Source organism: Pseudoalteromonas rubra, assembly GCF_005887115.1.
GTDB lineage: Bacteria > Pseudomonadota > Gammaproteobacteria > Enterobacterales > Alteromonadaceae > Pseudoalteromonas > Pseudoalteromonas rubra_F.
The window spans coordinates 605,258-630,883 of sequence record NZ_PNCJ01000005.1 but is presented as its reverse complement, the minus strand read 5'-3'; the positions used below and the strand labels follow the sequence as shown (position 1 = coordinate 630,883).

Here is a 25,626-nt window from a genome sequence, read left to right as displayed (position 1 = left end):
TACTCAAGATATTATAGTCTCGGAAACTTTCAGAATTGATTATGGCCGATCCACTGGGGCAGGTAAAGCGACTCAGAGTTAAGTTACTGCTGCTGTTAGTCATTGTTTTCATCGCATTGGCTGCGTTGGTACCGTTTGTCATTTCCAGTTTAAATGAACGTAATGAGCTAAATTCGCATATACAGTCTATCAAAAAGATCACCAGCGATATTATTTACTACGATGAAGTACTGACCATGTCATCGCGTATGTTTACTTTTACTCGAGAAGACAAGTGGTCCAGACGCTACCTCAATATTGCTAACACCTTGGATCAGACGCTGCTAGAAGCTGAGGCGCTGGATCCTATCATAGCGGATGCAATCGCTTCCACAGCCCAGATAAACACGCAACTGATTGAAATTGAATCAAAAGCATTTGCACTTGCGCGAGCGGGAAAATTGGTGCAGGCCCAGAGTATCTTGCTGGATGATGCCTACTTTGCGCTCAAAGCTCAGTACCAGGCAACCGTTTTTAAAGCGCTCGATAACATCAGGTCAATCAGCGAGACCAAGGTGATTCAGCAAAATCAGTTTAAAACCCAAGTTTTAATTTTATCTTTGCTGGGGTTGTCAGTACTATTTATTGCTTTTATCGCGTATTTGTTCCGCCACAACAAGCAGGCTGATAAATATATGGAGGAATTGCTAACAACACTCAATAACTCTATTGCAAAATTAAACAGAACATCTAAGGATTTAGAGCAGGCCAGCAAGGCAAAATCTCAGTTACTTGCGAATATGTCCCATGAACTCAGAACCCCTATTAATGGCCTGTATGGTGCCCTGCAACTACTACAAAAAGAACCTCAGTCAAACGAAAGTGCATCACTTCTTGATACGGCACGCATGTGCAGCGAGATGTTGTCGACCCTTGTAAATGACATTCTTGATTTTACACAAATGGAAAAGGGTAAGTTGCAACTTGAGGAGCGAGAATTTGACTTGCGCAGAGTAAGTAAAACGATTGAACATATTTTTAGCCATGAATGCGAGCAGAAAAAGCTCAGGTTTAATTGTACATTCAACGTGGAAAGTCCCCAGAGACTGGGCGATGAATTACGGCTTAAGCAGGTACTTGTTAACCTGCTCAGTAATGCTGTCAAATTTACAGAACGTGGTCGTATTTCGCTTTCTTTTACTGCCGCGTCAGATTCACAATGGCTGGACATTACTATCAGTGACACCGGGTCGGGAATCAAAGAAGAAGTGCTCAGCAAGCTATTTAATCACTTTGAACAGGGAGATGCTTCTCCAACTCGGCTTTATAGTGGTGTTGGACTGGGCCTTGCTATCGTCAAATCTTTGATAGATGCGATGCATGGAACAATTAATATCACCAGCCGACCAGGGAGTGGCACGAGTGTAGAGCTGTCCTTGCCGCTGGCGTTGCCTGAAAAAGTGCATGGAGAGCGCGCTCAACAAGCCGTCTCAGAGCCACAAAAAACACCGGAAGCCACTGTATTGCAGGGCTTGTCCATCCTAATCGTGGAAGACAATGCTGTAAATCAAATAATCCTGCAGAAGATGTTGGTTAGCCAGGGGGCTAAAACAGCGCTGGCTGTAAACGGCCAGGAAGCGATTGATAAAATGACTACAGATATTCAGTTAGTGTTGATGGATATTCAAATGCCAGTGATGGGAGGCATTGAAGCATTTCAGAAAATAAGGTCGCAATGGCCTGTAGTGCCTGTGATTGCCGTTACTGCGAATGTGTTTGAGAGCGACATGTCGCACTATGCCAGGTTAGGCTTTGACGGAGTGGTCGCAAAGCCGATATCGCAGTCGGCACTAACAGATACGATTCTCACCAATTGTGCCTGAAGAACAGATAAGCCGCCTTCTTACAGGCGGCTGTATTTGTGTGTTTACTCGCCTTTGGCAAATTCGACACGAATTGTCTGGTTGGCACTGATATCTTGGAATGTATACTCATTGACGGGACCCACATTAACGCCATTGATAATCACTTGGCTAATGCGCGCACCGACTGCGGGAGTAAAGTAAAATGTTTTAGCATCATTTGGGCCAATCGGAACATCGCCGTAGGTGTCACCTGCTGGTGAAATTTCCCCCAGATGTTGAACCTTCTTTGCCTGAGCCCGAGTTATGAGTTTCCAGGGGTCATAATCTGGTTCCTGAGTGCCAGGTACACTGTCAGCGTACCATTTTGCTTCATAGTACTGACCATTGTGGTATACCTGATCGCCTTTATAGTAAACTGTGCCAGTGCTGTAGGTGGGGCTTGCTCCAATGTTTTGCACGGTCACCACTTTACTATCATTCAGCGGTGTGGGATTTCTCATCCATTGCACAATGTCTTTAAACGGAACTATCCGTACTACAGGTTGACCATGTACCCTGAGATGCAGCGCGTACTGAATGAACTCTTCTATCGCTTCCTGACGCTCACGGTATGTGGTAGCACGGTCGCCGCTGTCATAGGCCGAGGCGTATATGTCGGCATGCGCACCAAATAGCAATGGCGCTCTGTTGCCTTGCAGGCGTAAATGCAGGTTGTGTTTAAGTATTGCCAGTACCCGCTCTTTACTCATGGCACCACCAACCCACATATTGGTATCAAAGGCCACCATCTTACCGCCCTGCGGTTTTTCTAACACATTGGTTGGAAGTTGCCAGAGTCCAGCGAAATGTCCAACATCGGGTTTTCCCACTCGTTTAGTGGGTGTACCTTTATCCAGAGTATAAGGCCACGGATTATTGGTGCCGTTGAATTGTGCTCCCCAGCCTTCTTCGATACTGGTGTCGTAAACAAACTGGTTCGCTTTCAAGACAGCAAACAGGGCATTGTTATGGTTAAGGTAGGGAGTTCTGAACCCAGTCATATCGCTGATGGGGATCCCCGGGCCTGCGCCGTCATCGGGTGCACTATCCAGCTCATTAGCGTTGAAGGGCTTGTTCAACCAGCTGCGTGTTACAAGGATCTCTTCTTGCCACATTTGCTCTGAAAAGTTCCCGGTATCTGGCCCACCATCATGATGACTCCAGGTATGGTTACCAATTTCATGTCCATCCAGCCAGGCATTGCGCCAAGCATATTTTATTCCTACAGGGTCATTGGCGGATGAATGAATGTAAGCAGCTGTATTAAAAAAGCTAAAGCGTACAGGTGCGCCGTCAAAGGTGGCGGTATTATTACTTCCCAGCGCATTCTGTAAGTGGCGTGTATAGCCGGTTATCCAGTCCATTCCTTCTTTAGAACCATTGTCATCAAACCCGATAGACACAAACAGGGGCACCTGAATGGGGCGCAGGGCAGCAGGCGGCATCTGACTCCAGGGGTGATTGTCTGAATAGTCGTAGTTTTGCGTCCGCGTAGTTTGAGTAATGTCAGCATAAGGTAAAGGCGCAGCTTCAACTTTGGTGTTTTGGGCAAAAGATAAATGAGAAAAAGACAAGCTGGATATAATGCCGAAAGTGAGTGCTGAAAGGGGAAATTTCATGGCGGTTTCCTTGTAAAGAGTTAACGCTAAGGGCTGTACTCAGTGTACTCAATAGAGGTAATTTGTGGAGTGGTTTTGTGTCTATTCGGGGCTTCGTTTGATGTGTCGCAAATCAGTTGCGAGAAATTATTTTACCAAATTAATCATTGATTTAAATCAATTTCGCTCAATGGGGTTGGCCCAAAGAACGCGCGATGCTAATGCTATGAAGATAAGGTACTGATTAGGGTTTACTACAGTTACGAATATAGCAGAGCGAGTATTACAAGATGCGGTTTGTCTGTCATGCGGCAGTGTGCTCCGACTTGTTACCGTCAATGGCATTGATAGAGCCCCGTTATGCTTATGAATGATAAAAACAGTGTTATTTGACTATTACAGCGGCCTTAGTTGTCATTAAGTTGTAATTTTGGGTAGTTTAATTAACATTTGTTAAATTAATTTGCTTTAAATTTATATTTTGTGTTGCTGTTGATTATTTAGTGGTGTACCGTAATCAGGTCTTTTGGACACATTAATTATTAAGGATCAATAAAAATGAATATCAGAACGTCAACAATTGCACTGGGTATCGGTGTCGTTGCTACCTTTATGAGTTTCTCGTCTTTTGCTACTTACAAAGAGCGAATAGCTGCGGGTGGCTGGAAATCGACTGCAACTGTCACTTATAAAAATGCTGGCAGAAATTACAGCAAATCAATAAGAAATGCAGAAGTTAAAAAGATTACTGATAAAGTAAGTATGCTGCATCGTTATGAAAGGGACCTGTCTCAAAAAGTCAGGGATAGTATTCAAGAGAAAATTAATGGCAAAGCGTCAATTACGTCTTATCGATTTGATGTGATCGGCGATTTAGAAATAAAGCTCACAGGCTTGCCTGACGGCACTATCCAGGCAAAGGTTGGCAACATCTCGGTTTCCAGCCATGTCGGTTTGAAACGTAGTTGGTATGCCAGAGGTAGTATCTCTTTGAGCAGTAATAAGCTAACGCTCACAGGTAAATACAACCCATACACTGGCAAGTTGACTAACCTAGTGGCAAATAGCAACTTTGACGTTCGTTCTTCTGTCGACTTTGATTCGATTCTGGACATTATTCCCGGATTTAACTGGCTGGTCACAAATAAAGTTGAAGACCTGGCTGAGCGTGAACTAGAAAATGGTGTTATTTCCGCTTTGAATACTCGACTTTATGGTTATGAAGATGTACTTTTCGGCCTGGATCGCTATCTGCCAAAAAATACCTATGTATTTAATGGTGTGGACTATGCCGTAAAGGTCAGAGATGCATTCCGTGATCTGGTTAGCAACGAGTCGATTACCATCAAGGTGTCTCAAACCAAGAAAACACTCTTGAAAAATGGCTACGTGATGCTTGATCACCTAAATATTAATATTTCGAACCATCTTTTTGTCAAAGTATCTGAGACTCCTACAGTAGAGAGATTTTGGGATAGTGGTTGTCTATACAGCGAATTTTGTGAACCTGAGCCATAACCATCTATATGGATACACGGCAAGTCATTGTTGAGTGTTAACTCATATACATATAATACTTGCTGGGTCTTGTTATTAATCAGGGCGATATGATTAATCACGTCGCCCTGATTAGGTCATGAGAGCTTTCGTGAAATAACAATACTAGCCTGTTCTACTAAATCTAACACTAATTCGAACCCTTCATCGCCGCCATAGTAAGGATCAGGCACTTCGTCTTGTATCTGCTCGCCATAACGTAAAAACAGCGTCAGTTTATGCAGGCAATGCTCGGGACATCTGGACTGAAGATCAGCCAGGTTTTGCTTGTCAGCACACAGAATTAAATCAAAGTATTCAAAGTCATGTGGTTGAATCTGTCTTGCTTTAATAGATGATAAGTCATAACCACGTTTATGGGCCGCCGCTGCGCTGCGTCTGTCAGGTGGGTTACCCTGATGATAAGCGATGGTGCCCGCTGAGTCGAGCTCCAGGTTTAGTCCTTGCTGGGCAGCAGTTTGTTTCAATACACCTTCCATGGTTGGAGAGCGGCAAATATTGCCCATGCAAACAACCAATACTTTGGCTGGCATACTGAATTGTAAAGAATTACTCATAGAAGGGCTCCTTTTGCTGTCAATCAGGGTTGCCTAGTGTAAACAACCCAAATGACTCCATATTATCAGACTTTTTAGTCGATATTACAGGTTCTCATGAGGACCAAATACTTCATACAAAATACGTGATTCGTCTACCCCCAGAGCGAGCAATTGTTGCTTGATATTAGCCATAAACGGCGTCGGTCCGCATAGGTAGAACTCACCTCTTCCAAGCGGCAGAGAGGTACTCAGCGGCGCTAACCGCATGCGTCCTGTGTTGGGTTTTTCTGAGGTTGCACCGGTAGCCCCTTCTTCAATCCAGGTCCAGGTTGTCAGAGCGGGCAGACTACTGGCAGCCTGCGCAAGTTCATTGCTAAAACTCAGTTGCGAGGGAGAGCGACAAGCATGCAGGAAATGCAGTTCCCCGGAGAAATTGCGCTCAGCCAGCGTGTGCAGCATAGCCATCATGGGAGTGATACCCACCCCGGCACTGATCAGTACCTTAGGTATATCAGTTTGTTTTAGTACGAAATCTCCTGCCACAGGCATAATGTCGAGTTCAGCACCTTCAGGCAGCGAGTGCAGATAACCTGATACCAGGTTGTCTCGTTTAACACTGATACGATAAGTGCGGCTATTTGACGCGTGAGACAGGGAATACTGGCGGATCTGTTGATGACGCTCTGCTGGAATGGAACAACAAATAGCCAGGTATTGTCCTGCCTGATAAGGCATTACAGCCTGCTCATCGCACGGAGCCAGATAAAAGCTTTTTACCAGCTCTGATTCCGTTACAATTTTGCTGATATAGAAACGACGTGTACCCCGCCAGCCGCCTCGCAGTTGCTCGGCCTGTTGATAGATACCTTCCTCTTGTGTAATAAACAGATCAGCAAGGAAGGCGTAGGCCTCAGCCCAGGCTTTTTCTATGTCGGTATTGAATTGCTCAGGGAACTTTTCTCGTAAGGTTGCAAGCAGGTGTTCTCCGACAATGGGATAGTGATGTGGCGCAATCCCCAAACTGGCATGCTTGTGATTGATCCGGGCTATGGCACTGGTCAGTACTTCGGGCTGATCGATATAGGTTGCGTAGGCCGCCAGTGCATTGAACAGGGCGAACTGCTGTTTGCCCGAGCGTTGATTACTGAGATTAAAGACATCAAGTAATTCAGGGTTATGAGCGAACATACGCTGATAAAAATGCTCAGTGACTTCAACTCCGGCATCGGCCAGCAGTGGCATAGATTGTTTAATCAGGGTGATTGTTCGTTGAGAAAGCATAAAAAACTCCTAATGGTGCCGCCTCATTCAGAAGCGGTAAAAATGACGCCAGATGGCGTGAAAAGCACGAAAATTCAAGGTATTAACCGCGGCGCCCGTCCAGACGTTTTCGCACCAGTATGGGTGCATAAATAAAGGCGAACAGTGCGAAGCTGGTTGACCAGGTTAGTGCGCTAATTTGCCAGGCCAGATGCGGGCCGACATACGCAGGCAACAGACTTCTGATCAGGGCGCTGAGCAGGCACAGGATAAAAGCGACAGAAATGAGTGGGTGAGGCGTTAAAGGGCGGGCCGTATGACCCAGTGCTACCCGCGCCATCATGGCCAGGATCATCATGCCCATACCACCTATGGTGATCAAATGTAGTGCGTCTTTGGCCATCCAGCTGCTACCCAGATAGGCTGCACCAAAGCCAATCAGACCTGTCGCCATCGACAGGTAAGCCAAGTATAAAGACCATAACAAGGGCACGGTAAACACGCGTGCCTGAAACCAAAAACTTGCACGCACTATATGCAGTAAGCCCGCCAGTACCAAAAGGTACCCGGGGACTATGGGTTGTTGAAGAAAGTGGTGAGCAAAAAATCCACACATTCCAAGTACTGAGACAAGTAATAGTGCCTTGTCCAGTCGGGGAGTGTGCTGTTGATGTGATAGCCCCAGACCGCGGGATATAAAGAAAGGCACAACGCGACCGCCCAGTATACTGATCAACAGCGTAAAGCCGAGTACTGCCATCTGGCTGAGCTGGCCTGCCAGTTCATACGCATGTTGGTCCAGTACCACGATAAACACCATATTCAGGGTCGCCAAAAGTGCAAGTACAGGTACAAACAAGTAATTTTTACTGTTATGGGCCTGCATGACAACCCAGGTAAAGTGACAGATACTGATCAACCAAAATAAACCCTGAAAGACAATGAGCCATAGCAGAGGGTGTGCAGACCAGATCCCAACCACCCTGGCGCTGGCCCACACTACGCATAATCCCAGTAAAGGCCAGCTATTTAGCGTGCTGACACCAGTCCAGTTCTTGGCTGCGGTAAATAGAAAGCCGATGGCGATTGCGCTGGCAAAGCCAAACAGCATCTCATGAGCATGCCAGAGCGTCGCCGGAAAAGCGCCTGGCCAACTCAGATAACCACTCAGAATTGCAAACCAGGCGATCATCGCCACACACGCCCATAGGCTGCCAAGTAAAAATAAGGGCCGGAATGCCAGCATGAGTAATGGCGCATGTTTAAGTTGATACCATTTTGCTGAATGCTGCACGGGCTCTTCCAGATTAAGCAAGTTCATCAGCGTACCTCCTGACCAAGGTTATATTGGCAAAAGCAGCGAACGACGTAGCTCACTTTAAGGGTTGTTGCGAAAATAATGGTGCTGATGTGTGCCGCAATTTGTGTCGACAAGGACAAGTATTGGTCAAAGCTATAGCTGGCCATAATGGCAAGCATAAAGCCAATCAGGCTCAATAGCAGACATTGGTTGGCATAAGGAAGTGCACGGCGATAGTGTTTCATAGTTACCCTTCTAAGCTCAGTGATTTGAACTAACTAATACAGAGGTACTTATAAGGGCACAAAATATGCCAATATTAATTTCATTAAAAAACAATAGGATAAGTGTTTTTAGTTGTGTGGGTAAGTCAAAATGACCTATACTGTTGAAGTCGCAAAAACTTTTATAGGTCATTTTGACTTGGATCAGAGAACGCTATCACACTTACTCGGTATCAGTTCCGAACTGACCCACCAACTTCCCAGGCTGGATGAGGGGGATTTAGGAGCCTTTAGTCAGTCGCTTGTCCTCGCGCTCCAGAGTATTATAACGGCAGATGCCACCGCGGTGTTGCGGTGTGAGCAAGGCGTGGCTTATCCACTGGCATGCTCAGGTCTCGCGCCCGAAGCCATGGGCAGGCGATTTGTAATCGAAGATCACCCAAGGCTGGCCGCAATAGCAACGGCTAACCAGCCGCAGGTTTTTGCAGCGGATTGTCAGTTGCCAGATCCCTATGATGGTTTACTGATGGCCAGAGCCGGCACTTTGCCTGTACACGCCTGTATGGGGTTTTCGCTTTATCAGGGAGACAATTTGCTTGGTATGGTCACCTTTGACAGCCTCACCCCGAGTGCATTTGAGCAAGTCGCAGTGCCTATGTTAGGTATGTTGCAGTCTTTAGTAGCTGCACATTTTGCAACGGCATTGACCCTGTCCTCGTTAGCCGAGCGGGCTCGTCATGGCATGGCAATGCTCAGAGAGATCAGCCATCAAAATTATACTATGGTGGGTGAGAGTGCAGTTATGCAGCGACTTAAACAGGACATCGATTTAGTTGCTAACTCAGAGTTAAGCGTACTCATTCAGGGAGAAACAGGCACAGGTAAGGAGCTGGTTGCACGGCGTATTCATGAACATTCGTCGCGCGCTCAAGGGCCATTTGTGCAGGTTAACTGTGCCTCTTTGAGCGAAAACCTGGCTGAGAGTGAGTTTTTTGGTCATCGCAAAGGCGCATTTACCGGCGCTGACAGGCACCGGGAAGGTAAGTTTCTGGTCGCCCATGGCGGCACCTTGTTTCTTGATGAAATTGGCGAACTCCCCTTAAGTATGCAAAGTAAATTACTCAGGGCGTTACAAAGTGGTGAAATCCAGCCGGTTGGTACAGACAAGCCACACTATGTGGATGTTAGGATCGTGGCTGCGACAAACCGAAACTTGTGCCAGGAGGTTGAGATGGGGCGCTTTCGGGCCGACCTTTATCATCGTTTAAGTGTGTTTCCAATTCAGGTTCCTCCATTAAGAGAGCGGACGCAGGATATCGTATCGCTTGCCGGCTTTTTTGTTGAACAACTCCGCAAAAAGCTGGGTGTGCGTCAGCTGGTTTTGTCTGATGCTTTTATGAATCAACTTAATCAGCATGACTGGCCGGGCAATGTACGTGAACTGGAACATGTGCTGAGTCGTGCTGCATTGAAAGCGAAGCACGCAGCCTGGGATCAGGATATCGTGCTGGTCGATGTTGTGCATGGTGTGCAGCGTGAGAGTGGCTCATCAGACCCAGACAACGTCAGTAACGAGGGAGCATCTCTGCAACTGTCTGAAGAACAAACGTTAAAGGCGGCGACTGAGTCATTTCAGAAACAACTGATCATAACCAGACTAAAAGCCAATGACCTCAACTGGGCTGCAACGGCACGTGAATTAGCCGTTGATCGGGCTAACCTGGTGCGCCTTGCAAAACGTTTGGGCATCAAAACGGTGAAAACGCTCAACTAAGCCGTTAAGCTTTTTTCGTTAAATTTAAACAGGCTGAGGCGCTGATGACTTGGTGTTATCGCTGTGTTCATACAATCTAGAGTAGCAACTCATCTGAGCTCGATGTAATAGCCGGGATTTGTCAAAATGAAGTACTCATATGAAGACTGTTATTCGCAATGAAAATTGTTCTTACTAAGCTTATAAGTTGTTTATTTTAAAAGGATATATTAAGAAATTTATTAGTTTTAATCGGTCTTGCTAAGTTGCAATTTTGTTCTAGGGTTATAGAGCGTCTAACTATTCCTTATTGAGGGGGCCCTATGCAGGGTAGCAAGCAAGTAATAGCAGCACTAAATCAGGTTTTAACACTCGAGCTGACGTCCATTAACCAGTACTTCCTGCATGCACGCATGTGGAAAAACTGGGGCATTGAGGAGCTGAACGAGAAAGCTTATAAGAAATCAATAAAAGACATGAAGCAGGCCGATGACTTAATCGAGCGGATCTTATTTTTAGAAGGCCTGCCAAATCTACAACACCTCGAAAAGCTTCGCATTGGTGAACATACAGAAGAAATGCTCAGTTGCGATATGGCATTTGAAATGGAGCAGTTGCCTGTATTACGCAGTGCAATTGAGCTATGTGAAAAAGAGCAGGACTATGTCAGTCGTGAATTGCTGGAGGATATTCTTGAATATGAGGAAGAATATGTCGACTGGCTGGAAACTCAGCAATTCCTCATCAAAAACTGCGGCATAGAAAACTATCTGCAATCACAAATTGAGGAGTAAGACATGCAAGGTTCTCAAAAAGTAATCGATTTACTCAATAAACAGCTGACTTTAGAATTATCGTCAATGGATCAGTACCTGGCTCATTCAAAAATGTATGAAGACTGGGGGTTATCAAGGTTGCATCACAAATTGGCGCATGAATACGAAGAAGAGCTGGATCATGCAAAACGCATTACAGAACGCATTCTATTTTTAGAGGGCACACCAGATACCGCATCCAGGGCACCCATCAAAGTAGGTGAAAATGTACAGGAAATGCTGGAAAACGACCTGGCCGCAGAGATTACCGTGAAAGACCATTTAAAAAAGGTCATCGCAGTGTGTGAAGAAGAGCAGGACTATGTGTCGCGCGAAATGCTAGAGGCGCTGCTTGATGATACAGAAATGGATCACATCTATTGGCTTGAGCAGCACCTTGGGCTTATCAAGTTAGTGGGTCTGCCTAATTATATCCAGAGTCAGATGTCTGGTGGCGATCCAACCTGATGAGATAATAGTAAACCAATCCAAAGGAGGCATCGCCTCCTTTTTTAATGTTTGTGCTCAGTGCCAGCAGTCTTGCCAAAGCCATAATTCGCATAGATACTTGCGGTCATCATGTATTAGCAAGATAACCGGTACGGAGAAACATAATGGAGAGACAAGTCGCTTGTTTGGTTGAAGCATGCCAACAGTTAGGACTGAGACACGAGTGTATTGATCGTGAACAGAACTTGGTACGGGTCTATTTTAATCACGGGGTAGAGTATTTTGAACTCAATAAAACCCCCTTTAACTCCGAATCTATTTACGGCATATGCAGGGACAAAATGCACTCTTATCAGGCGTTTAGTCAAGCTGTGACTATGCCGGAAACCTTGTCTTTTCTGGACCCGGATGTGCCTCAGGAGTATAGGCACTATTTGGAATATCAAAGCATGGATGAAATTCTTGATGCTACAGAGGCCAAATTTGGTTATCCGGTGGTTGTGAAAAGTAATAGCGGTGCATTGGGCATCAATGTTCATCTGTGTGAGGACAGAGCATCGCTTAGTATTGCCTACAGAGAAATATTCAACGCTCAGTCGAAGCATTATGACTACCTTGCACTGGCGCAGGCATATGTTAAAAACAAAGCTGAGTATCGTCTTGTTTGTGGATTTGGGGAACCGTTACTGGCATATAAAAGGGGGATGGCACAGACGTTTAATGTTCGATACTGGGAGAAGAATGAGGTCGCGACACTGGAACAGGATGAGGCTCTTCTTAAAACCTTGTTTGAGTTTGTTAAGCCTGTTTTTGAGTTAGCCAGCATAGGATTTGTTGGTTTTGACATTATTTTGGGGCAGGACGATTGTTTTTATCTGATTGAGCTGAATTCCTCGCCTAAGTTTAATCATCTGATTATAGATAACCCTGAACTTGGCCCCGATGTTGTTACAGCAATGTATAAAAAAATGCTACAAAAGCTGAATAACCGACCTGCTTGAGACTAAACTGGTGGAAATACCATAATCTGGCGAAGCGACAATGAAATGGTTAAAGGACATTGATAGCAGTTTTGACAAGTTACTGACCGATTGTTATCAAAAGCGTGAAATGGAGATGGAGCTCCATGTGAATAAACTCCGTTTTTATGGATTAATGGCTTTGTTTATTACAGAGCTTGTTATCGGCTTATATAGTATTGGCTGGGATAGCATGCTGATAGCCGTTGACTTGGGTACACTTGCGATTGTCGCCTTATGGTGTGCGTTAGTAATGCACTGGGCAACGTCTGAGCGTTATAAACCCTGGCTCAAGTATGTCTCTATTCTATTCGATTATGTGATTATTCTGGCTGTTTCTTTCGAAATTGAATCGCTGGATTTGATAAAACACCTTTTACAGGATCTTCATAAAACTGAATTCGAACTCATGTTGGTGAGCGTGTTACTGTTGTTTAATATTATGAGTGCGTTTCGTCAGGGCAAACTCATCATCTACTTTTCGACTTTGTGCTGCTTAGTTACTGGAACATTGGTACTGGAACACAGCCATACAGCCCGCGCTATCGAGATCCACGAACAAGTTATTATCATTTGCTCCGGATTTCTGGCCTGGTCATTGTCGAGCTATATTACGGGTACTTATACCAAATTGCGTCATCGCGAACGCCTGCTGCGTTATCTGCCAGAGCAATTGGTGAAAGCAGTCGAACGAGGTGAGGTGGACATTGAGCCAGGAGGGGAAAAACGGGATGTCACGGTGTTAATGGCCGATATTCGAGGTTTCACCAGAATGTGTGAGCAGCATGATCCGGAAGTGATAACGCGATTGCTGAATCGCTATTTTTCGCGCATGAGCAGTGTTATTTTTTCCCATCAGGGCATGATAGATAAGTTTATCGGTGACGCCATTATGGCTGTATTCGGGACCCCTCAGAGAGAAGAAAATAATGCGCGAAACGCAATAGAAGCAGCGCGTGAAATGTTGCAGGTCCTGGCGCAGTTAAACCAGGAGTTTAGCGCTGAAGGCCTACCGGAAATCAAGATAGGAATTGGTATTCATAGTGGTGATGCGATTGCAGGCAATGTGGGTAGCAGCAGTTGTATGGACTATACCGTCATTGGAGACACGGTGAATGTGGCAGCACGAATAGAGAGCAAAACAAAGGAACTGAAATACCCAATACTGGTCAGTGAACAAAGCGTTCAACAATCAAAACTGACACAACTGAAGCGCGTTGCCATGGTTGAACTGAGTGGTCGCAGCCAGCCTATCGAGGTTTATCATTTTCCGGACTAAAAAAGATTAACAGGGTGTTGCGCTAAGCAATCTTTTTGAAATAGTCTAACTTTAAATAATCAGTTACTTAACGCGCATGTAATTATGGTACAGACCCTGTTGGTTTTGTTTTTCTTCATTGTTAGTCTTAATGTGCTGGCCAGTACAGCTGGAGCTCACGTGCTGCGTATTTATCATGACTCTGATTACAGTAGTCATAGTGCGTCAGCAGAAGCGATGAAAATGGGCTTCAATAGTGCCCTGAGTGAACGAAACTTTGAAGTCCAGGGTTTTAAACTACAGTTTGTCGAGAAGGACCATAGGGGAAATAGTAATCGCAGTTTACTGACCATGCGGCGCTTTTTGCAAGATGACCGAGCGTTAATGATACTAGGTGGATTGCATTCTCCTCCTTATATAAAGCACAGAGACTTTATTAATCAGCAGGGTATACTACTCCTGGTTCCTTGGGCAGCAGGGGGGCCAATCACGCGTTACCCTGACGCAAATAACTGGGTATTTCGGTTGTCCATTGACGACACAAAAGCAGGCCTGAGAATGGTTGAGTTTGCCAAACAGAAGCAGTGTCGTTCTCCACATATGTTGCTTGAACGCACGCCCTGGGGAAAGTCTAATTACCAAACCATCTCCAGAGCGCTCGGCAAGTCTGAGCCACCAGTCACTTGGTTTAACTGGAATATGAAAATGAATGCGACCAAAATAATGCTTCGGGAGATAGCAACCAATGGTCACGATTGCATACTCTTTGTTGGTAACGCTTTAGAAGGAAAAGAACTCGTTAAAGCAATTTCGCAGACTCCTAAAGCGCAACGTCCAGCCATTATTAGCCACTGGGGCATCACAGGCGGTAATTTTTTTACTCAGGTAGCGAAACAATTGCGATCCGGTATCGACCTGCATTTTTTGCAAAGCTGTTTCTCATTTCAACAACGACCTCATTCTGAGTTTGCCGCTCAGGTTTGGGGAAAAATAATGGCTGACTATCCGAATAAAGTGATTAACGGCCAGTTTATTCAGTCACCAGCCGGCTTTATTCATGGCTATGACTTAGGCAGGGTATTTCTTGCTGCACTTGATCAGGTTGCATTGCGTGGAGATATGAAGCATGACAGAGCTGCGTTGCGTGATGCGCTTGAGAACTTGCAAAAGCCGGTTCAAGGTCTTATTAAACGATATAAACAGCCTTTTTCACCCTGGACTAAAGAGCATCCCGATGCCCATGAAGCTTTAGGTTTGGAAGATATATGTATGGCCAGCTACAACACTGATGGCAGCATCAAGGTGCTAGAAAATCAATGAATAATAACTCGGTGAATTCGCTACTTAAAATGAGCTCTGATAAGGCCTTTTATGCATTTTTGCTGTGTAGCCTGATATTATCAGTTTCTTTGAGTCTGGTGATGCTTAGCAATCATGCAGATACAGCCATTCGGCAGGTACAAACAGAAGTGCGTCAGACCGAAGCGCGCCTGGGGGTCAGTAATCTGGGGCAATTTTTACGCACCCGGCTGGTACTACTCAAAGACTTGGCGCAATATCCGGTTTTGGCCAACGGGGTTATGGGCTCGGATATTTCCCGTGCCTCTTTGTCTGATTTCCTTGGGGAGTATAGGATCCTTGGGAAAAAGGAGCCTCTGTCTCTGTATAATGTGCTTGGTGAGCCGGTATATCGCAGTGGCCAGTTGTCACTGGTTGCCGGTGAAGAAGGTGATTGGCTGGAACAGCTATTAGATGGACGATTACCGCATGCGGTAATGTTACAACGTGATGCTCAGTTGTTTAGCTTCGTCATTGCAGTGCCCATTGAGTACAATGGCTTTACCGAAGGCGTGCTGGTTGCAGAGTTTGATACAGATTTAGCAAACCTGTTGGCACTGGACTTGAGCAATCAGGCACTGGCAGTTGAATTGTCAGGGCAATGGGTTGATTACAGTAATGCGGCTGCTGGTGCAGAGTATGTCGTACTACACAATACGCAGATGCCGGGAACAGACATTCATGTCAGCCTGATGATTAGTCAGTCAACCATAGATGATAGTGTGTTTGCTTTTATTGTCGAACTTGGCCAGGCCATTTTTATCGGTCTTTCATTGTCTTTTTTGCTGCTGCTGTTTTTTGGTCGCCAGTTGCTCCTCAATCCATTTAAGCGTTTACAAACCTCAGAACAAAGAATTAAAAAGAGCGAAGAGCGGTTTAAATTGGCTATTGAAGGGAGCCATGACGGCATCTGGGATTGGGATATCGAAAGTGGCGACGTATTCTACTCACCAAGATATAGAGAATTGCTGGGTTACAGCCCTTCAGACCACAAGGGGTTTCCTGACCGCTTTGAAGTACTTGAGCACCACTTACACCCAAAAGACAGAAGTGCGACTTTTTCGGCATTACAAGATCACCTTAATGGTAAAGGTGGCTTTGATGTCGAGTTTCGCTTGCGTACCCGACAAAATGATTATCGCTATTTCCGCTCAAAGGGCTTGGCGCTGCGCAATGAATCAGGGAAAGCCATCCGTATGTCAGGCTCTTTGACGGATATTACGGATCAGAAGATGTATCAGGAAGCGTTAAGTCAGGCAAAGGAACACAATGATTTGCTGGCTTATGCGATAGAATCCTGCGATGTTGGCATCATCATTTCGGATGCAAAAGAGCAAGGTTTACCGCTGACCTTTATAAATAGTGCCTTTACAACTATTACGGGTTACGGTGAAGAGGTACTGGGTACAAACTGCAAGTTCCTGCAGGGAAAAGAAACGGCACAAGAAGTCGTAGATAGTATGGTCGAGGCCATAAAGAATCGTAAAGCACATCGCACTGTCATCCTCAATTATACTAAATTAGGTAAACCCTTTTGGAACAATCTGCATATCGCCCCTGTGAGTAATGACAGGGAAGAGTTGGTCGCCTATGTAGGCATTATTCAGGATATTTCTGAGGAAATAGCTCAGGAGCGAGCGCTGGCAGATGCTAAAAGTCAGGCAGAGCAAGCCAGCCGGGCTAAAAGCGAATTTCTGGCATCTATGAGCCATGAAATTCGCACTCCAATGAATGGTGTTTTGGGTATGCTCAATTTGTTGCTGAGCAACGAACTGGATGAGCAGCAAACACACCGGGTTAAGCTAGCCATGAGTAGCGCAAACTCACTCCTTAATCTCATCAATGACATACTTGATTTTTCAAAAGTAGATGCGGGTAAGCTGGAGCTGGAGATGCTCGACTTTGACTTACGAGGCATGTTTGAAGACTTTGCGGAGTCAGCAGCGTTGCAAGCTCAGTGTAAAGGGCTCGAACTTGTACTGGATACCCTGGATATTGAACAAAGCATGGCTAAAGGTGACCCAAGCCGGATCAGACAAATCCTCGCTAACCTGGTAGGCAATGCAATAAAATTTACAGAGCAGGGCGAAGTTATCATTCAGGGCAAGTTGAGCGAGCTGGATAATAATGAGCTGTGTCTCGAATGTGCCATTACAGATACGGGAATTGGCATCCCTAAAGCGAAATGTACCGCTCTGTTTGATTCTTTTTCTCAGGTTGATTCGTCAACAACACGTAAGTACGGCGGAACAGGCCTGGGTCTCGCTATTGTCAGGAAGCTTTGCCAGCTAATGGGAGGTGATGTCTGGGTCGAGAGTGTCGAGGGTGAAGGAAGTACATTTAAGTTTCGAGTCTTGTTAGAGAAAAGTGCCCAGTCAAAACAAATACTGCCAGATTTGGATATGTCCAAGCTAGAGTTGCTGGTTGTTGATGACAATCAGACCAATCGCACTGTACTTGGTCAACAATTGCGTCACTGGGGGGCACAGGTCTTTGAATCCTCATCTGGTATTGCTGCACTAGCCGAGTGTGAAAAGCGTTTTCATGACGGACAGCGAAAAATGTTTGATATAGCTTTGCTGGATATGCAGATGCCTAACATGGATGGCGCACAGTTGGGTAAAACCATCAAAGAGGACAAACGCTTTAAGGGGATTAAGCTTATTATGATGACCTCAATCGGTCATCAGGGCGATGCATCTTATTTTGCAGACTTGGGCTTCTCGGGATATTTCCCCAAGCCCGCAACGACAGAAGATCTGTTCAATGCGCTCTCTGTAGTAGCAGATGACGGAGAAGCGTTAGCAAATGCCAAGCCATTGGTTACGACGCATTATCTTAAGAGTATGAAAGATCCTCATCAGGATACGACAAAGGTGAAATGGGTGCCAAAACCGCGTATCTTGTTGGCCGAGGATAATCAGGTCAATCAGATAGTAACGGTAAGCATGTTGCAGAAGCTGGACATTGAATATGTTGATGTTGTGAGCGATGGCAATGAGGCACTGCGGAACCTGAGAGAATATCAACACTCAGAAGGGTATTCACTGGTACTGATGGATTGTCAGATGCCAGAAATGGACGGTTTTCATGCGACCAAAGCCATTCGAAAAGGGCAGGCGGGTAAGTCAAATATGGATATTACCATAGTAGCGCTTACGGCCAATGCCATGGTCGGCGACGAGAAAAAATGTCTTGAAGCCGGGATGAATGACTACCTAAGCAAACCTGTATCCATCGAGGCGTTGCTGAGTTGCCTGAAAAAACATCTGAACTATGAGCAGATCGTAGTTGAAGAATAATAAAAATATGCTGGCCCATTGCCGCACTTGAGTGAGTAAACAAGACTACACTAAAGCTCTGATAATTAATGAAATAGCTCAAGTAAATGCGGCGACCAGAAAATAAAATAATGATAATTGGGTTGAGCTGGAGTTATATACTGTTGGAATATTAATGAAGAGATTTAAGATACTGTCCCTTGCTTTGATTGCATTTTTAATGCTTCCCCTTGGTTATTTTCACAAAGAAGCGATTGCTTGTGAACTGATAGGCGTGTCTCAATTTGATGAAGTGTCGCCAAACTTATATATTGATCAAAGTATGAGTCATTTGCAGCAAGTTAATCTCGTCAATACTGTCGAGGCTGCCGTAAAAAGAGTCACCGATATCTATGGTGCACCAACTTCAACCCCCAGAATTATTGCCTCTGCTGAAACGAAGTATGCAAAGTTTGGGTTCAACCCGACAGGCATGCAGAGATCCGGTTTTTTTAGAGAGTGTATTTTTCTTGGTCCTAAGGGTCTAAATACAGACGTTGTTGCCCATGAACTTGTTCATGCCGAAGTCAGGCACCGAACAAATCTGGTGACTGAACTGACTCAAATACCTGCTTGGTTCATCGAAGGTACCGGGATCCAGGTAGACCATCGAGCGCCATTTCTATTAGAAAACATAGATGTGACAAATGAGGATGTTACCAAGATTAAGTCGGTATTTTACCTTCGCGACTTCCCCAACACTCATGTCAAATACTATCAGGCTGCGTTCATAGCTGTTAAGCCTATGAATCCAAAGAAGATGTACAGTGGCCTGGAAAGATTGAATAATGGAGAACAGTTTGAGGATGTTTTTAGCGAGCTATTATAGTTGTTACCCGAATTTAAACTGCTCACCGTAGCAAAGGGTCTACGCCGTTATTATTCAGGGTAGAGTGTGTATGTTAAAAACGTTACCTGAGAAGTATTATCTCACCCACTTTCATGAATTGCAGGAATTTGTTTCAAAAACCAGCTTTCATCTTCTTACTCCACCGCAGCAGGTTCTGTTCACAGAACTTGGGTCTTTGGACGAAGAGTGCCTGTGTTTACTGTTGCGTATCATCAATCGCAAACGTGTATATGTCACCAGAGCACAGCTGAATTACGCAGAAATCAAGGATACAGACGCCGCCCTGAATGAGTTGCGTGGTAAAGGGCTGGTTCAAACAGCGCAAGATAAGGATGCTGATGTACTACTGGGGGAGTTGACTAAGGAGCAGTTACAGTCCATAGCATCTGAGCTGATAGCGTCAGGCAAAGTGTCTTCCACACCTCCAACAAAATCTGCAAAAAAAGTGCTATGGAGTGAATTTGTTTACGCCCAATGCACTCACGTTGTGCTGGCAGATACCTCGATATTTCGTGCCCACTTATCTGCGCCAGTCAAAGCAGACTTTGAATACTGGTTATTTTTATTCTTTGGTAAACTGGGCGGCACTTTGCAGCAGTTCTCGTTGCGTGATTTGGGAGTGATGCAAACACGCCAAGGGGTATCGTCGGGCAATGCGCACTTCTCTGAGCTGGCTGAGGCGCAAAGTGCCTATTTTTATGTTCGCCAAAATAAGCACCTGAATAATCTAAGCTTAGACGACAAAGTGTTGTTGGCAAAACAGATCCAACAAGCGCAAGTGCCAGAAGCCGAGGGGCTCATGGCTCAGGCCAGACGTGATGATTTGACGCATAAGCTGGCTTGTCAGTTGGACCAGGCAGAACCAGCACTTGCGACGGTGATGCTTCAGGTCAGTAACCATCCAAAGGCACAAGAAAAATACATTCGTGCTCTGTACACGGCAGGGGACCATGATACTTGCCTGGCTCAGCTGGAAGAGGTGCTGGCCTGCCCACAAAACGAAGAGTTATTGATATTCGCCGAGGATTTTTCAGCGCTGAAATTCACCACCAAGCGTACCTCCGTATTGACAGACATACTGCGTCAAAGCGGCCCGCCTATCGCACTGGACGAAGCCTATGTGGGTTATCCCGAGCAGGGAGCAATTGCCTGGTATCACCGCCAGGGGAACAAAGCCTATCACGAGGAAAATCAGTTCTGGCGTATGTTATTTGTTTTGGTTTTCTGGCCTGCACTATACGAATCGACAACCGGTGCACCCAGCAATGAATTTGATTTAACGCCACGAAGCCTGAAATATAATCAATTTTATGAAGTGCATAGCGAGCATATTGAACAGATCCTTGGAAAAATTACAGATAATCAAAGTTTATTCGATTGGCTGTTGCGTCAGGCCAGTGCACATTTCGGGAAACCGAATCGACTGGTCTTCTGGCATAGGTCGACATTGGACCTTTTACTGATGGTGGCTCGGTTGATATCCGTCACGGCCCTAAAAACACACCTTATCGCCATGTGTAAAGATTATAAAATGCTGAAAGATGGCTACCCTGACCTGATATGTATTAATGGCAGCGATGTGTCATTTGTTGAAATAAAAGCACCAGGAGATAGTCTGAGACGTAATCAGCTGGTGACAATAAGGCGTCTGATTGAGTCGGGCTTTAAGGTCGACATTCAGCAGGTGTGCTGGCAAATCGCCCCACAACAGGCCTATGTCGTCATTGATGTGGAAACCACTGGGGGTAAGAAGGAGTTTGATCGTATTACTGAAATTGCCATGGTCAGAGTCGTTGATGGCAAAGTGGTCAAACGTTGGCAAAGCCTTATCAACCCATTGCGGCGGATCCCAAAATACATCACGGAGTTAACCGGTATTAGCAACGACATGGTGGCGGATGCGCCCCTCTTTTCTGACGTTGCTCAGCAAGTCGAAGACTTTATGCAAGATGCCATTTTTGTCGCGCATAATGCCAACTTTGATATGGGGTTTATCAAAGCTGAATTTGCCCGAATTGACCTGGTTTTTCAAAAGCCAAAACTATGTACCGTGCAGCTGGGCAGAAAATGGCTGCCAGGTATGAAATCTTATGCGCTAAACAAGGTCTGTGCAGAGCTGGGAATTACATTGACTCAGCACCACAGAGCGATGGCTGACGCAGAAGCCACGGCACAGTTATTTATATTGATCAATCAAGTCAGGCTGGAAAATCAAGAATAACGGCTCGATGAGCAGGCATTATGTAAGTGAGCCTGAGAAGTCAGTTCAACGGAAGCAATATGCGTGTTGTGTTTATCGCCCAGTTCAAACTGAGCGACAAAGACTAAACGTGATTAGTCACAGTTGTACCAGCGGTTTGTGAAAACACAATCACGGCCGTTGTAGCATGAGATCACACCAGTCTGACAATCATTTCGATTAGTTGGTGCGCAATCAAGGTAAGAAGGCTCATAACCGCCGCCTACATTAGGTGTTGCTTTAGCATTTAACTGTTGATTTGAAGATAAGGTTTTTAGTTTTTTCTTATTTAGTGTAAATTTCATTTTCATTTCCTTTGTGGTTTACAATAGCCTGAATAGGCCGTACCGAAAATAACAAATAAATGACGAAAGTCAAAGGTCAGTATCAAAAATACTTAATCAACACTTTACTCGATGTACTTTGGATATTGTCCATTGTGCTATTGATATTTGTGCTTATTCCCTGCTTGACAGCTCTCGCTATCCCTGACTGGTCCATAGCCGCGTATTTGCTGCTAACCAGTGCTATTGTATTTACTGTTTACACAAAAGATAAAAAGTTATCAAAGCAAGGGACAGAGCGGATCTCTGAGCGACAGTTACTCTTGGTATCAGCCTGCTCATTGCATATTTCAACCCTGTTCTGCATGCAACTTGTGCAGCACAAGACTGCTAAGCTTTCTTTCCTGATAAAGCTTTTAATGCTCTTCCTGTTACAGGTTGTGGGGTTAATAAGTTTACTGATAGGACTGTATATGTAGGGCGTTAGGCCAGCGCCTAACGCCAAAGGTTACTTAAGATTTAGCTTAAAATCATAATCAAGCTCGTCGATTAAAGACCAGCGGTGCTGTTTGTTTTGTGTCCCTTTACCAAGGATCCAGTAATCATAGCTTTTGCTAATTTGCCCCTGACTGTGTTGAATAGTTAACCAGGCGTCGACAAAACTCAATATATCCAGGTTGCGTTTAGCGACAGCAAATCCAACAGGGTATTTCAGTTCGGCGCCTTTCGGTACGACAACGCCAAACTCTGGGTGGAACATACTCCAGGCAAAGCCAGCCTCAGCACTAATGACCATGGCATCAAATTGTTCATCTGCGTCAAAAAATGCCTGATGGCTTGATAGAGCTGAAACATCTATATGTTTATGTTTCTTGGCCAGATCTTGCATCAATGGCGTATATTCAACATGTGCCAAACGCAAGTTGGTTTGGCTCAGTACCTGCTCTCGTGTCGAAAAATCCTTCAGACGATGATCTTTGGCTATCAGGGCTAATTGCAACTCAAGCACTGGATCACTGAATCTGACTTGGCTGAGATCTGCGATATTGATTTCTAATCCTGACATAGCGATGTCAAAAAAACCTTTGTTCAGATACTCGGCTAGCTGTGCTTTTTTAAACGGGATAAACTCGACTTTAACGTCAAGATCGGCAGCCAGTTTATGGGCCAGGCTGATATCAAAGCCCACCAGTTCCCCTTTTTGGTTAAAATAGCTAAAAGGCACGTTGTCCACCAGATAGCCAACTCTGAGTAACCCCCGCTTCTTGATCACTTCAATATTGGTCAGTGAGAGTTCACCACTCTGATAGGCTTTAGGTACATGGTTGAGCACTTCCGCCGGAACTTTATCGGATACTACCATATTGGCAATGACTTCATCTGCGGCTTGTGTGCTCTGGGCCAAGTGATTGTTCGCAGAATAACTCAGTAACATAAAAGCCGGGAGGAGGGCGCTGAGTAGGGTCAGATAGTAGACCGAGCGGATCCGCTTTAGGTGTAGTTGGCGTTTAGTATAAAAAATACTCAGTAGCACGAACGAGAAAATATAAATCACAGTAGTAGGCGAGACGATTTTGGCCGTCAGTACAGACATAGACAGATATAGCTGGTAACTGTCTGCGGGGATTTTAAGGCTATCGAGCAAGTAAGGGATTGCGATATGTACGTTAGCAAAATAGCTCAGCATGGCCGACAACGTTACATTTGGCATCTGTTCCAATGAGACCGGGCTACCAGTCAGCCAGGCTGCAAAGGTAACAAACATGAGCGTTGTGAGTTTCCCGAGGCTCGGGAAAGTATAGGCGATGGGTACCAACACTTCTGCAATGTGGTCTGATTCTTCATCGCTTCGCTTAATTTTTGCCAAGTGGGCTTTAATTCCCTCCGTTATCACCGGTAATACGATGAAAACGTTGCCCGTACTGAATGCAGTGATCCAGGCATTGCGCATGACCATGATGAGGTCTCGGTATTTAACTGGGGTAAATGCTGCAACCAGCATTGGAAGCAGTGCAAACATAAGATAAAAGCCTAGGCAAGTGACTAACACCAGGTAAATTTGTAGGTTATTCAACTCCTCCATGCTAATGGTGCCTGCGGTACTTGCGGTCATGGCGAAGATCCCGATAGGGAAGAGCTTAATAATTTTCTTAGAGATCAGAGACAAACCCTGACCGACTACTTCCAATACGTCAAGCAGGTTATTTTTTTGCCCATTTGAAATAAGTGAAAGTCCCAGAGCAATACAGAAAATAACGAGCGCAGGTACATTCCCTTCGGCCATCGAAGCAAAGGGATTGGCGGGAATGTACTGACTTACAAAATCGACCTCAGGTGCATTGGCAACTAATGCGGGAGAGAAAAATGTGCCAGCATCATGACTGGGTAAGGTAAATGAAAAGGCCCAGATTGCAGCCAGTCCAACGAGCCACAGGCTGATCATCACTGTGGTTGCCTTTATTAAAATCGATTTAACCTGATCCGGATTAAACTTACCCAGGCCTACAACTAAGCTGACGACAATGTAGGGGAAAATGGTGATCTGCATCAGCTTTACAAACCCTTCGCCAAGGGGTTTCAAAAATGCAACCCGTTCACCAAAAACCAGGCCACACAAAATACCTAACAGCAATGCCCACAGCATCCAATTGATGCGTTTTAACCAATCGATAACCAGCTTCATAATCCCCGTGTGCGAAATAAAAAGAGCGAGATTATATTGAGGTTAGCTGAAATTAATCTGAATGCAGAGTAAAGAAGGGGGAAAGTGATTGAATTAGGTGGCCAAATTACAGAAGCCGTAATTTGGCCTACAGGGCGATTAGCACATTGCAGATGTGCCACATGTTGCGCCTACACTCGGAGTACAAGTGTCAGTACAGGCTCTGGTATTACAGTAATCCATTGCTGTGTAACGCAAGCCGCCAGCGACCTGAGGAGTCGCGTCATTTACCAAAGTTGAGGCATTGATAGACAAGTTCTTCATTTTCTTTTTATTAATAACAAGCTTCATGTTTAGATCCTTTGATTTTTAGCACCCAACATATTGTGGGCAAAACTTAAGATACGTGAAATAAATAATTTATCAACCTTTGTTTTTAATTATTAAATAATAGTTGATAGTCCCGCAGTTTCTATCTTGACACATGGACAGATTTTGGTGGGTAAAGGGCGCGTTTTGAACCAGGTGTTGGAATGTTTTTTAAACGGTTTTGATATCTGGCTGGCTATTATTCTTGTCATGAATGATAGTGACATGTATTTGGTTGTTTGTGCCTATATATGTACAGGCACAAACATCATAGCTAACTTGTAAGAATTAAAGCGCGCTACTACAGGCTGTAATCGTCACCATTTTTGGCACGATAGCACTTTCGGTCCTGCTGTGTTACAAGGGCATGTTGTACGCCGGATACAAAGCTCATCCACATACGACTGCCCTGCTCGCCTTCGCCAGTGACCGAGCTAAGGGGCGTTTCATATTGCACATCATTTAAATGAGCGCGATCGTGTCGGCCAGGTTCACATGCGGTATCAAAACTCAGTTCAATATGCATGCCATCTGCCTTTTTCAATAAAATCGCACTTGGAGATTCGCGATGGCCGCATAAGGCAACAAACTGCTTACAGTCTTTCAACCCACAGTGCTGACCGTCGGCGAAAAACACCATCAGATGATTGTAATAAACGACATAAGAACTCACATCTTTATGTGACCCGAACTCCAAAGGGCAGTGCTGATCAAGGTATTGCTTTGCGACGATCAGCTTTTGACATTCTGTGCTGGTGTTTTCTAGTTCTGTATGCTGAATTTGTGCTTTCATGTGTGGTTTCCCCAGTTGCCTTTGTTACCCGATATCTGCTTTCAGTGTGAGGTGATAGTGACATTGTTCATAACTCACCTGTAATCGTCACATGCTTAAATATCGCTACTATGAT

Annotated in this window: 21 protein-coding genes; 12 read left to right on the top strand and 9 right to left on the bottom strand. The window is 45.1% G+C overall.

What is annotated here, in order from left to right; translation table 11 throughout:
- The first annotated feature begins 41 nt into the window (after positions 1–41).
- Positions 42–1,862, top strand: a complete 1,821-nt coding sequence (locus CWB98_RS03400; protein WP_138543548.1) for an ATP-binding protein — start codon at positions 42–44, stop codon at positions 1,860–1,862.
- A gap of 44 nt (positions 1,863–1,906) precedes the next feature.
- Here CWB98_RS03400 and CWB98_RS03395 read toward each other — a convergent pair whose 3' ends face one another.
- Entirely contained in the window at positions 1,907–3,502 is a 1,596-nt protein-coding gene (locus tag CWB98_RS03395; RefSeq protein ID WP_138543547.1) for a hypothetical protein, read from the bottom strand.
- Positions 3,503–4,039: 537 nt separating this feature from the next.
- On the opposite strand from CWB98_RS03395, the gene CWB98_RS03390 reads away from it, so the two are divergent.
- Positions 4,040–4,999: a hypothetical protein gene (locus tag CWB98_RS03390; RefSeq protein ID WP_138543546.1), complete on the top strand. Its 960-nt coding sequence runs from the start codon at positions 4,040–4,042 to the stop codon at positions 4,997–4,999.
- A 116-nt stretch (positions 5,000–5,115) separates the two neighbouring features.
- On the opposite strand, the gene CWB98_RS03385 is transcribed toward CWB98_RS03390, so the two are convergent.
- The 4 genes from CWB98_RS03385 to CWB98_RS03370 all read right to left on the bottom strand — a co-directional run bounded on the left by CWB98_RS03385 (position 5,116) and on the right by CWB98_RS03370 (position 8,382).
- The gene (locus CWB98_RS03385; RefSeq protein ID WP_249364586.1) at positions 5,116–5,595 is read right to left on the bottom strand and encodes a low molecular weight protein-tyrosine-phosphatase; all 480 of its coding nucleotides are present in this window, start codon (positions 5,593–5,595) and stop codon (positions 5,116–5,118) included.
- An 84-nt stretch (positions 5,596–5,679) separates the two neighbouring features.
- The gene (hmpA, locus tag CWB98_RS03380) at positions 5,680–6,858 is read right to left on the bottom strand and encodes an NO-inducible flavohemoprotein (RefSeq protein ID WP_138543545.1); all 1,179 of its coding nucleotides are present in this window, start codon (positions 6,856–6,858) and stop codon (positions 5,680–5,682) included.
- 82 nt (positions 6,859–6,940) lie between these two features.
- The gene (locus tag CWB98_RS03375; RefSeq protein WP_138543544.1) at positions 6,941–8,158 is read right to left on the bottom strand and encodes an NnrS family protein; all 1,218 of its coding nucleotides are present in this window, start codon (positions 8,156–8,158) and stop codon (positions 6,941–6,943) included.
- Positions 8,158–8,382, bottom strand: coding sequence for a hypothetical protein (locus CWB98_RS03370; protein ID WP_138543543.1), 225 nt, complete (start codon positions 8,380–8,382; stop codon positions 8,158–8,160). Before CWB98_RS03370 ends, CWB98_RS03375 begins: the two co-directional genes overlap by 1 nt.
- Positions 8,383–8,512: 130 nt before the next feature.
- Here CWB98_RS03370 and norR point away from each other — a divergent pair, with 130 nt between their 5' ends.
- The 9 genes from norR (at position 8,513) to CWB98_RS03325 (ending at position 21,385) form a co-directional block, all read left to right on the top strand.
- Positions 8,513–10,135 (top strand): nitric oxide reductase transcriptional regulator NorR, encoded by a 1,623-nt coding sequence (norR, locus tag CWB98_RS03365; protein WP_138543542.1) that lies wholly within the window; start codon positions 8,513–8,515, stop codon positions 10,133–10,135.
- A 302-nt stretch (positions 10,136–10,437) separates the two neighbouring features.
- Positions 10,438–10,908 carry a bacterioferritin gene (bfr, locus tag CWB98_RS03360; RefSeq protein ID WP_054013314.1) on the top strand — a complete coding sequence of 157 codons (471 nt, stop codon included), beginning with the start codon at positions 10,438–10,440 and terminating at the stop codon, positions 10,906–10,908.
- A gap of 3 nt (positions 10,909–10,911) precedes the next feature.
- Complete coding sequence (gene bfr / locus CWB98_RS03355; RefSeq protein WP_138543541.1) at positions 10,912–11,397, top strand: bacterioferritin; 486 nt, start codon at positions 10,912–10,914, stop codon at positions 11,395–11,397.
- 146 nt (positions 11,398–11,543) lie between these two features.
- Complete coding sequence (locus tag CWB98_RS03350; RefSeq protein WP_138543540.1) at positions 11,544–12,380, top strand: ATP-grasp domain-containing protein; 837 nt, start codon at positions 11,544–11,546, stop codon at positions 12,378–12,380.
- 40 nt (positions 12,381–12,420) lie between these two features.
- Positions 12,421–13,677 (top strand): adenylate/guanylate cyclase domain-containing protein, encoded by a 1,257-nt coding sequence (locus CWB98_RS03345; RefSeq protein ID WP_138543539.1) that lies wholly within the window; start codon positions 12,421–12,423, stop codon positions 13,675–13,677.
- Between the two features lie 159 nt (positions 13,678–13,836).
- Complete coding sequence (locus CWB98_RS03340) at positions 13,837–14,976, top strand: ABC transporter substrate-binding protein (RefSeq protein WP_249364585.1); 1,140 nt, start codon at positions 13,837–13,839, stop codon at positions 14,974–14,976.
- Positions 14,973–18,296 (top strand): PAS domain-containing hybrid sensor histidine kinase/response regulator, encoded by a 3,324-nt coding sequence (locus CWB98_RS03335; RefSeq protein ID WP_138543537.1) that lies wholly within the window; start codon positions 14,973–14,975, stop codon positions 18,294–18,296. The genes CWB98_RS03340 and CWB98_RS03335 overlap by 4 nt, the downstream gene beginning before the upstream one ends.
- A gap of 154 nt (positions 18,297–18,450) precedes the next feature.
- Entirely contained in the window at positions 18,451–19,143 is a 693-nt protein-coding gene (locus tag CWB98_RS03330; protein WP_138543536.1) for a hypothetical protein, read from the top strand.
- 70 nt (positions 19,144–19,213) lie between these two features.
- Positions 19,214–21,385 carry an exonuclease domain-containing protein gene (locus CWB98_RS03325; RefSeq protein WP_138543535.1) on the top strand — a complete coding sequence of 724 codons (2,172 nt, stop codon included), beginning with the start codon at positions 19,214–19,216 and terminating at the stop codon, positions 21,383–21,385.
- A gap of 113 nt (positions 21,386–21,498) precedes the next feature.
- Here CWB98_RS03325 and CWB98_RS03320 read toward each other — a convergent pair whose 3' ends face one another.
- Positions 21,499–21,708, bottom strand: coding sequence for a hypothetical protein (locus CWB98_RS03320; protein ID WP_054013308.1), 210 nt, complete (start codon positions 21,706–21,708; stop codon positions 21,499–21,501).
- Between the two features lie 59 nt (positions 21,709–21,767).
- Here CWB98_RS03320 and CWB98_RS24715 point away from each other — a divergent pair, with 59 nt between their 5' ends.
- Entirely contained in the window at positions 21,768–22,166 is a 399-nt protein-coding gene (locus CWB98_RS24715) for a DUF1294 domain-containing protein (protein ID WP_138543534.1), read from the top strand.
- A 29-nt stretch (positions 22,167–22,195) separates the two neighbouring features.
- Here the strand turns inward: CWB98_RS24715 and CWB98_RS03310 are convergent, their stop codons facing one another.
- The 3 genes from CWB98_RS03310 to CWB98_RS03300 all read right to left on the bottom strand — a co-directional run bounded on the left by CWB98_RS03310 (position 22,196) and on the right by CWB98_RS03300 (position 25,511).
- A complete protein-coding gene (locus CWB98_RS03310; protein WP_171045577.1) occupies positions 22,196–24,331 on the bottom strand; it encodes a cation:dicarboxylate symporter family transporter in 2,136 nt (711 codons plus the stop codon).
- A gap of 177 nt (positions 24,332–24,508) precedes the next feature.
- Complete coding sequence (locus CWB98_RS03305; RefSeq protein ID WP_054013305.1) at positions 24,509–24,700, bottom strand: hypothetical protein; 192 nt, start codon at positions 24,698–24,700, stop codon at positions 24,509–24,511.
- 319 nt (positions 24,701–25,019) lie between these two features.
- Positions 25,020–25,511 (bottom strand): malate synthase, encoded by a 492-nt coding sequence (locus CWB98_RS03300; protein ID WP_138543532.1) that lies wholly within the window; start codon positions 25,509–25,511, stop codon positions 25,020–25,022.
- Between the last annotated feature and the right edge of the window lie 115 nt (positions 25,512–25,626).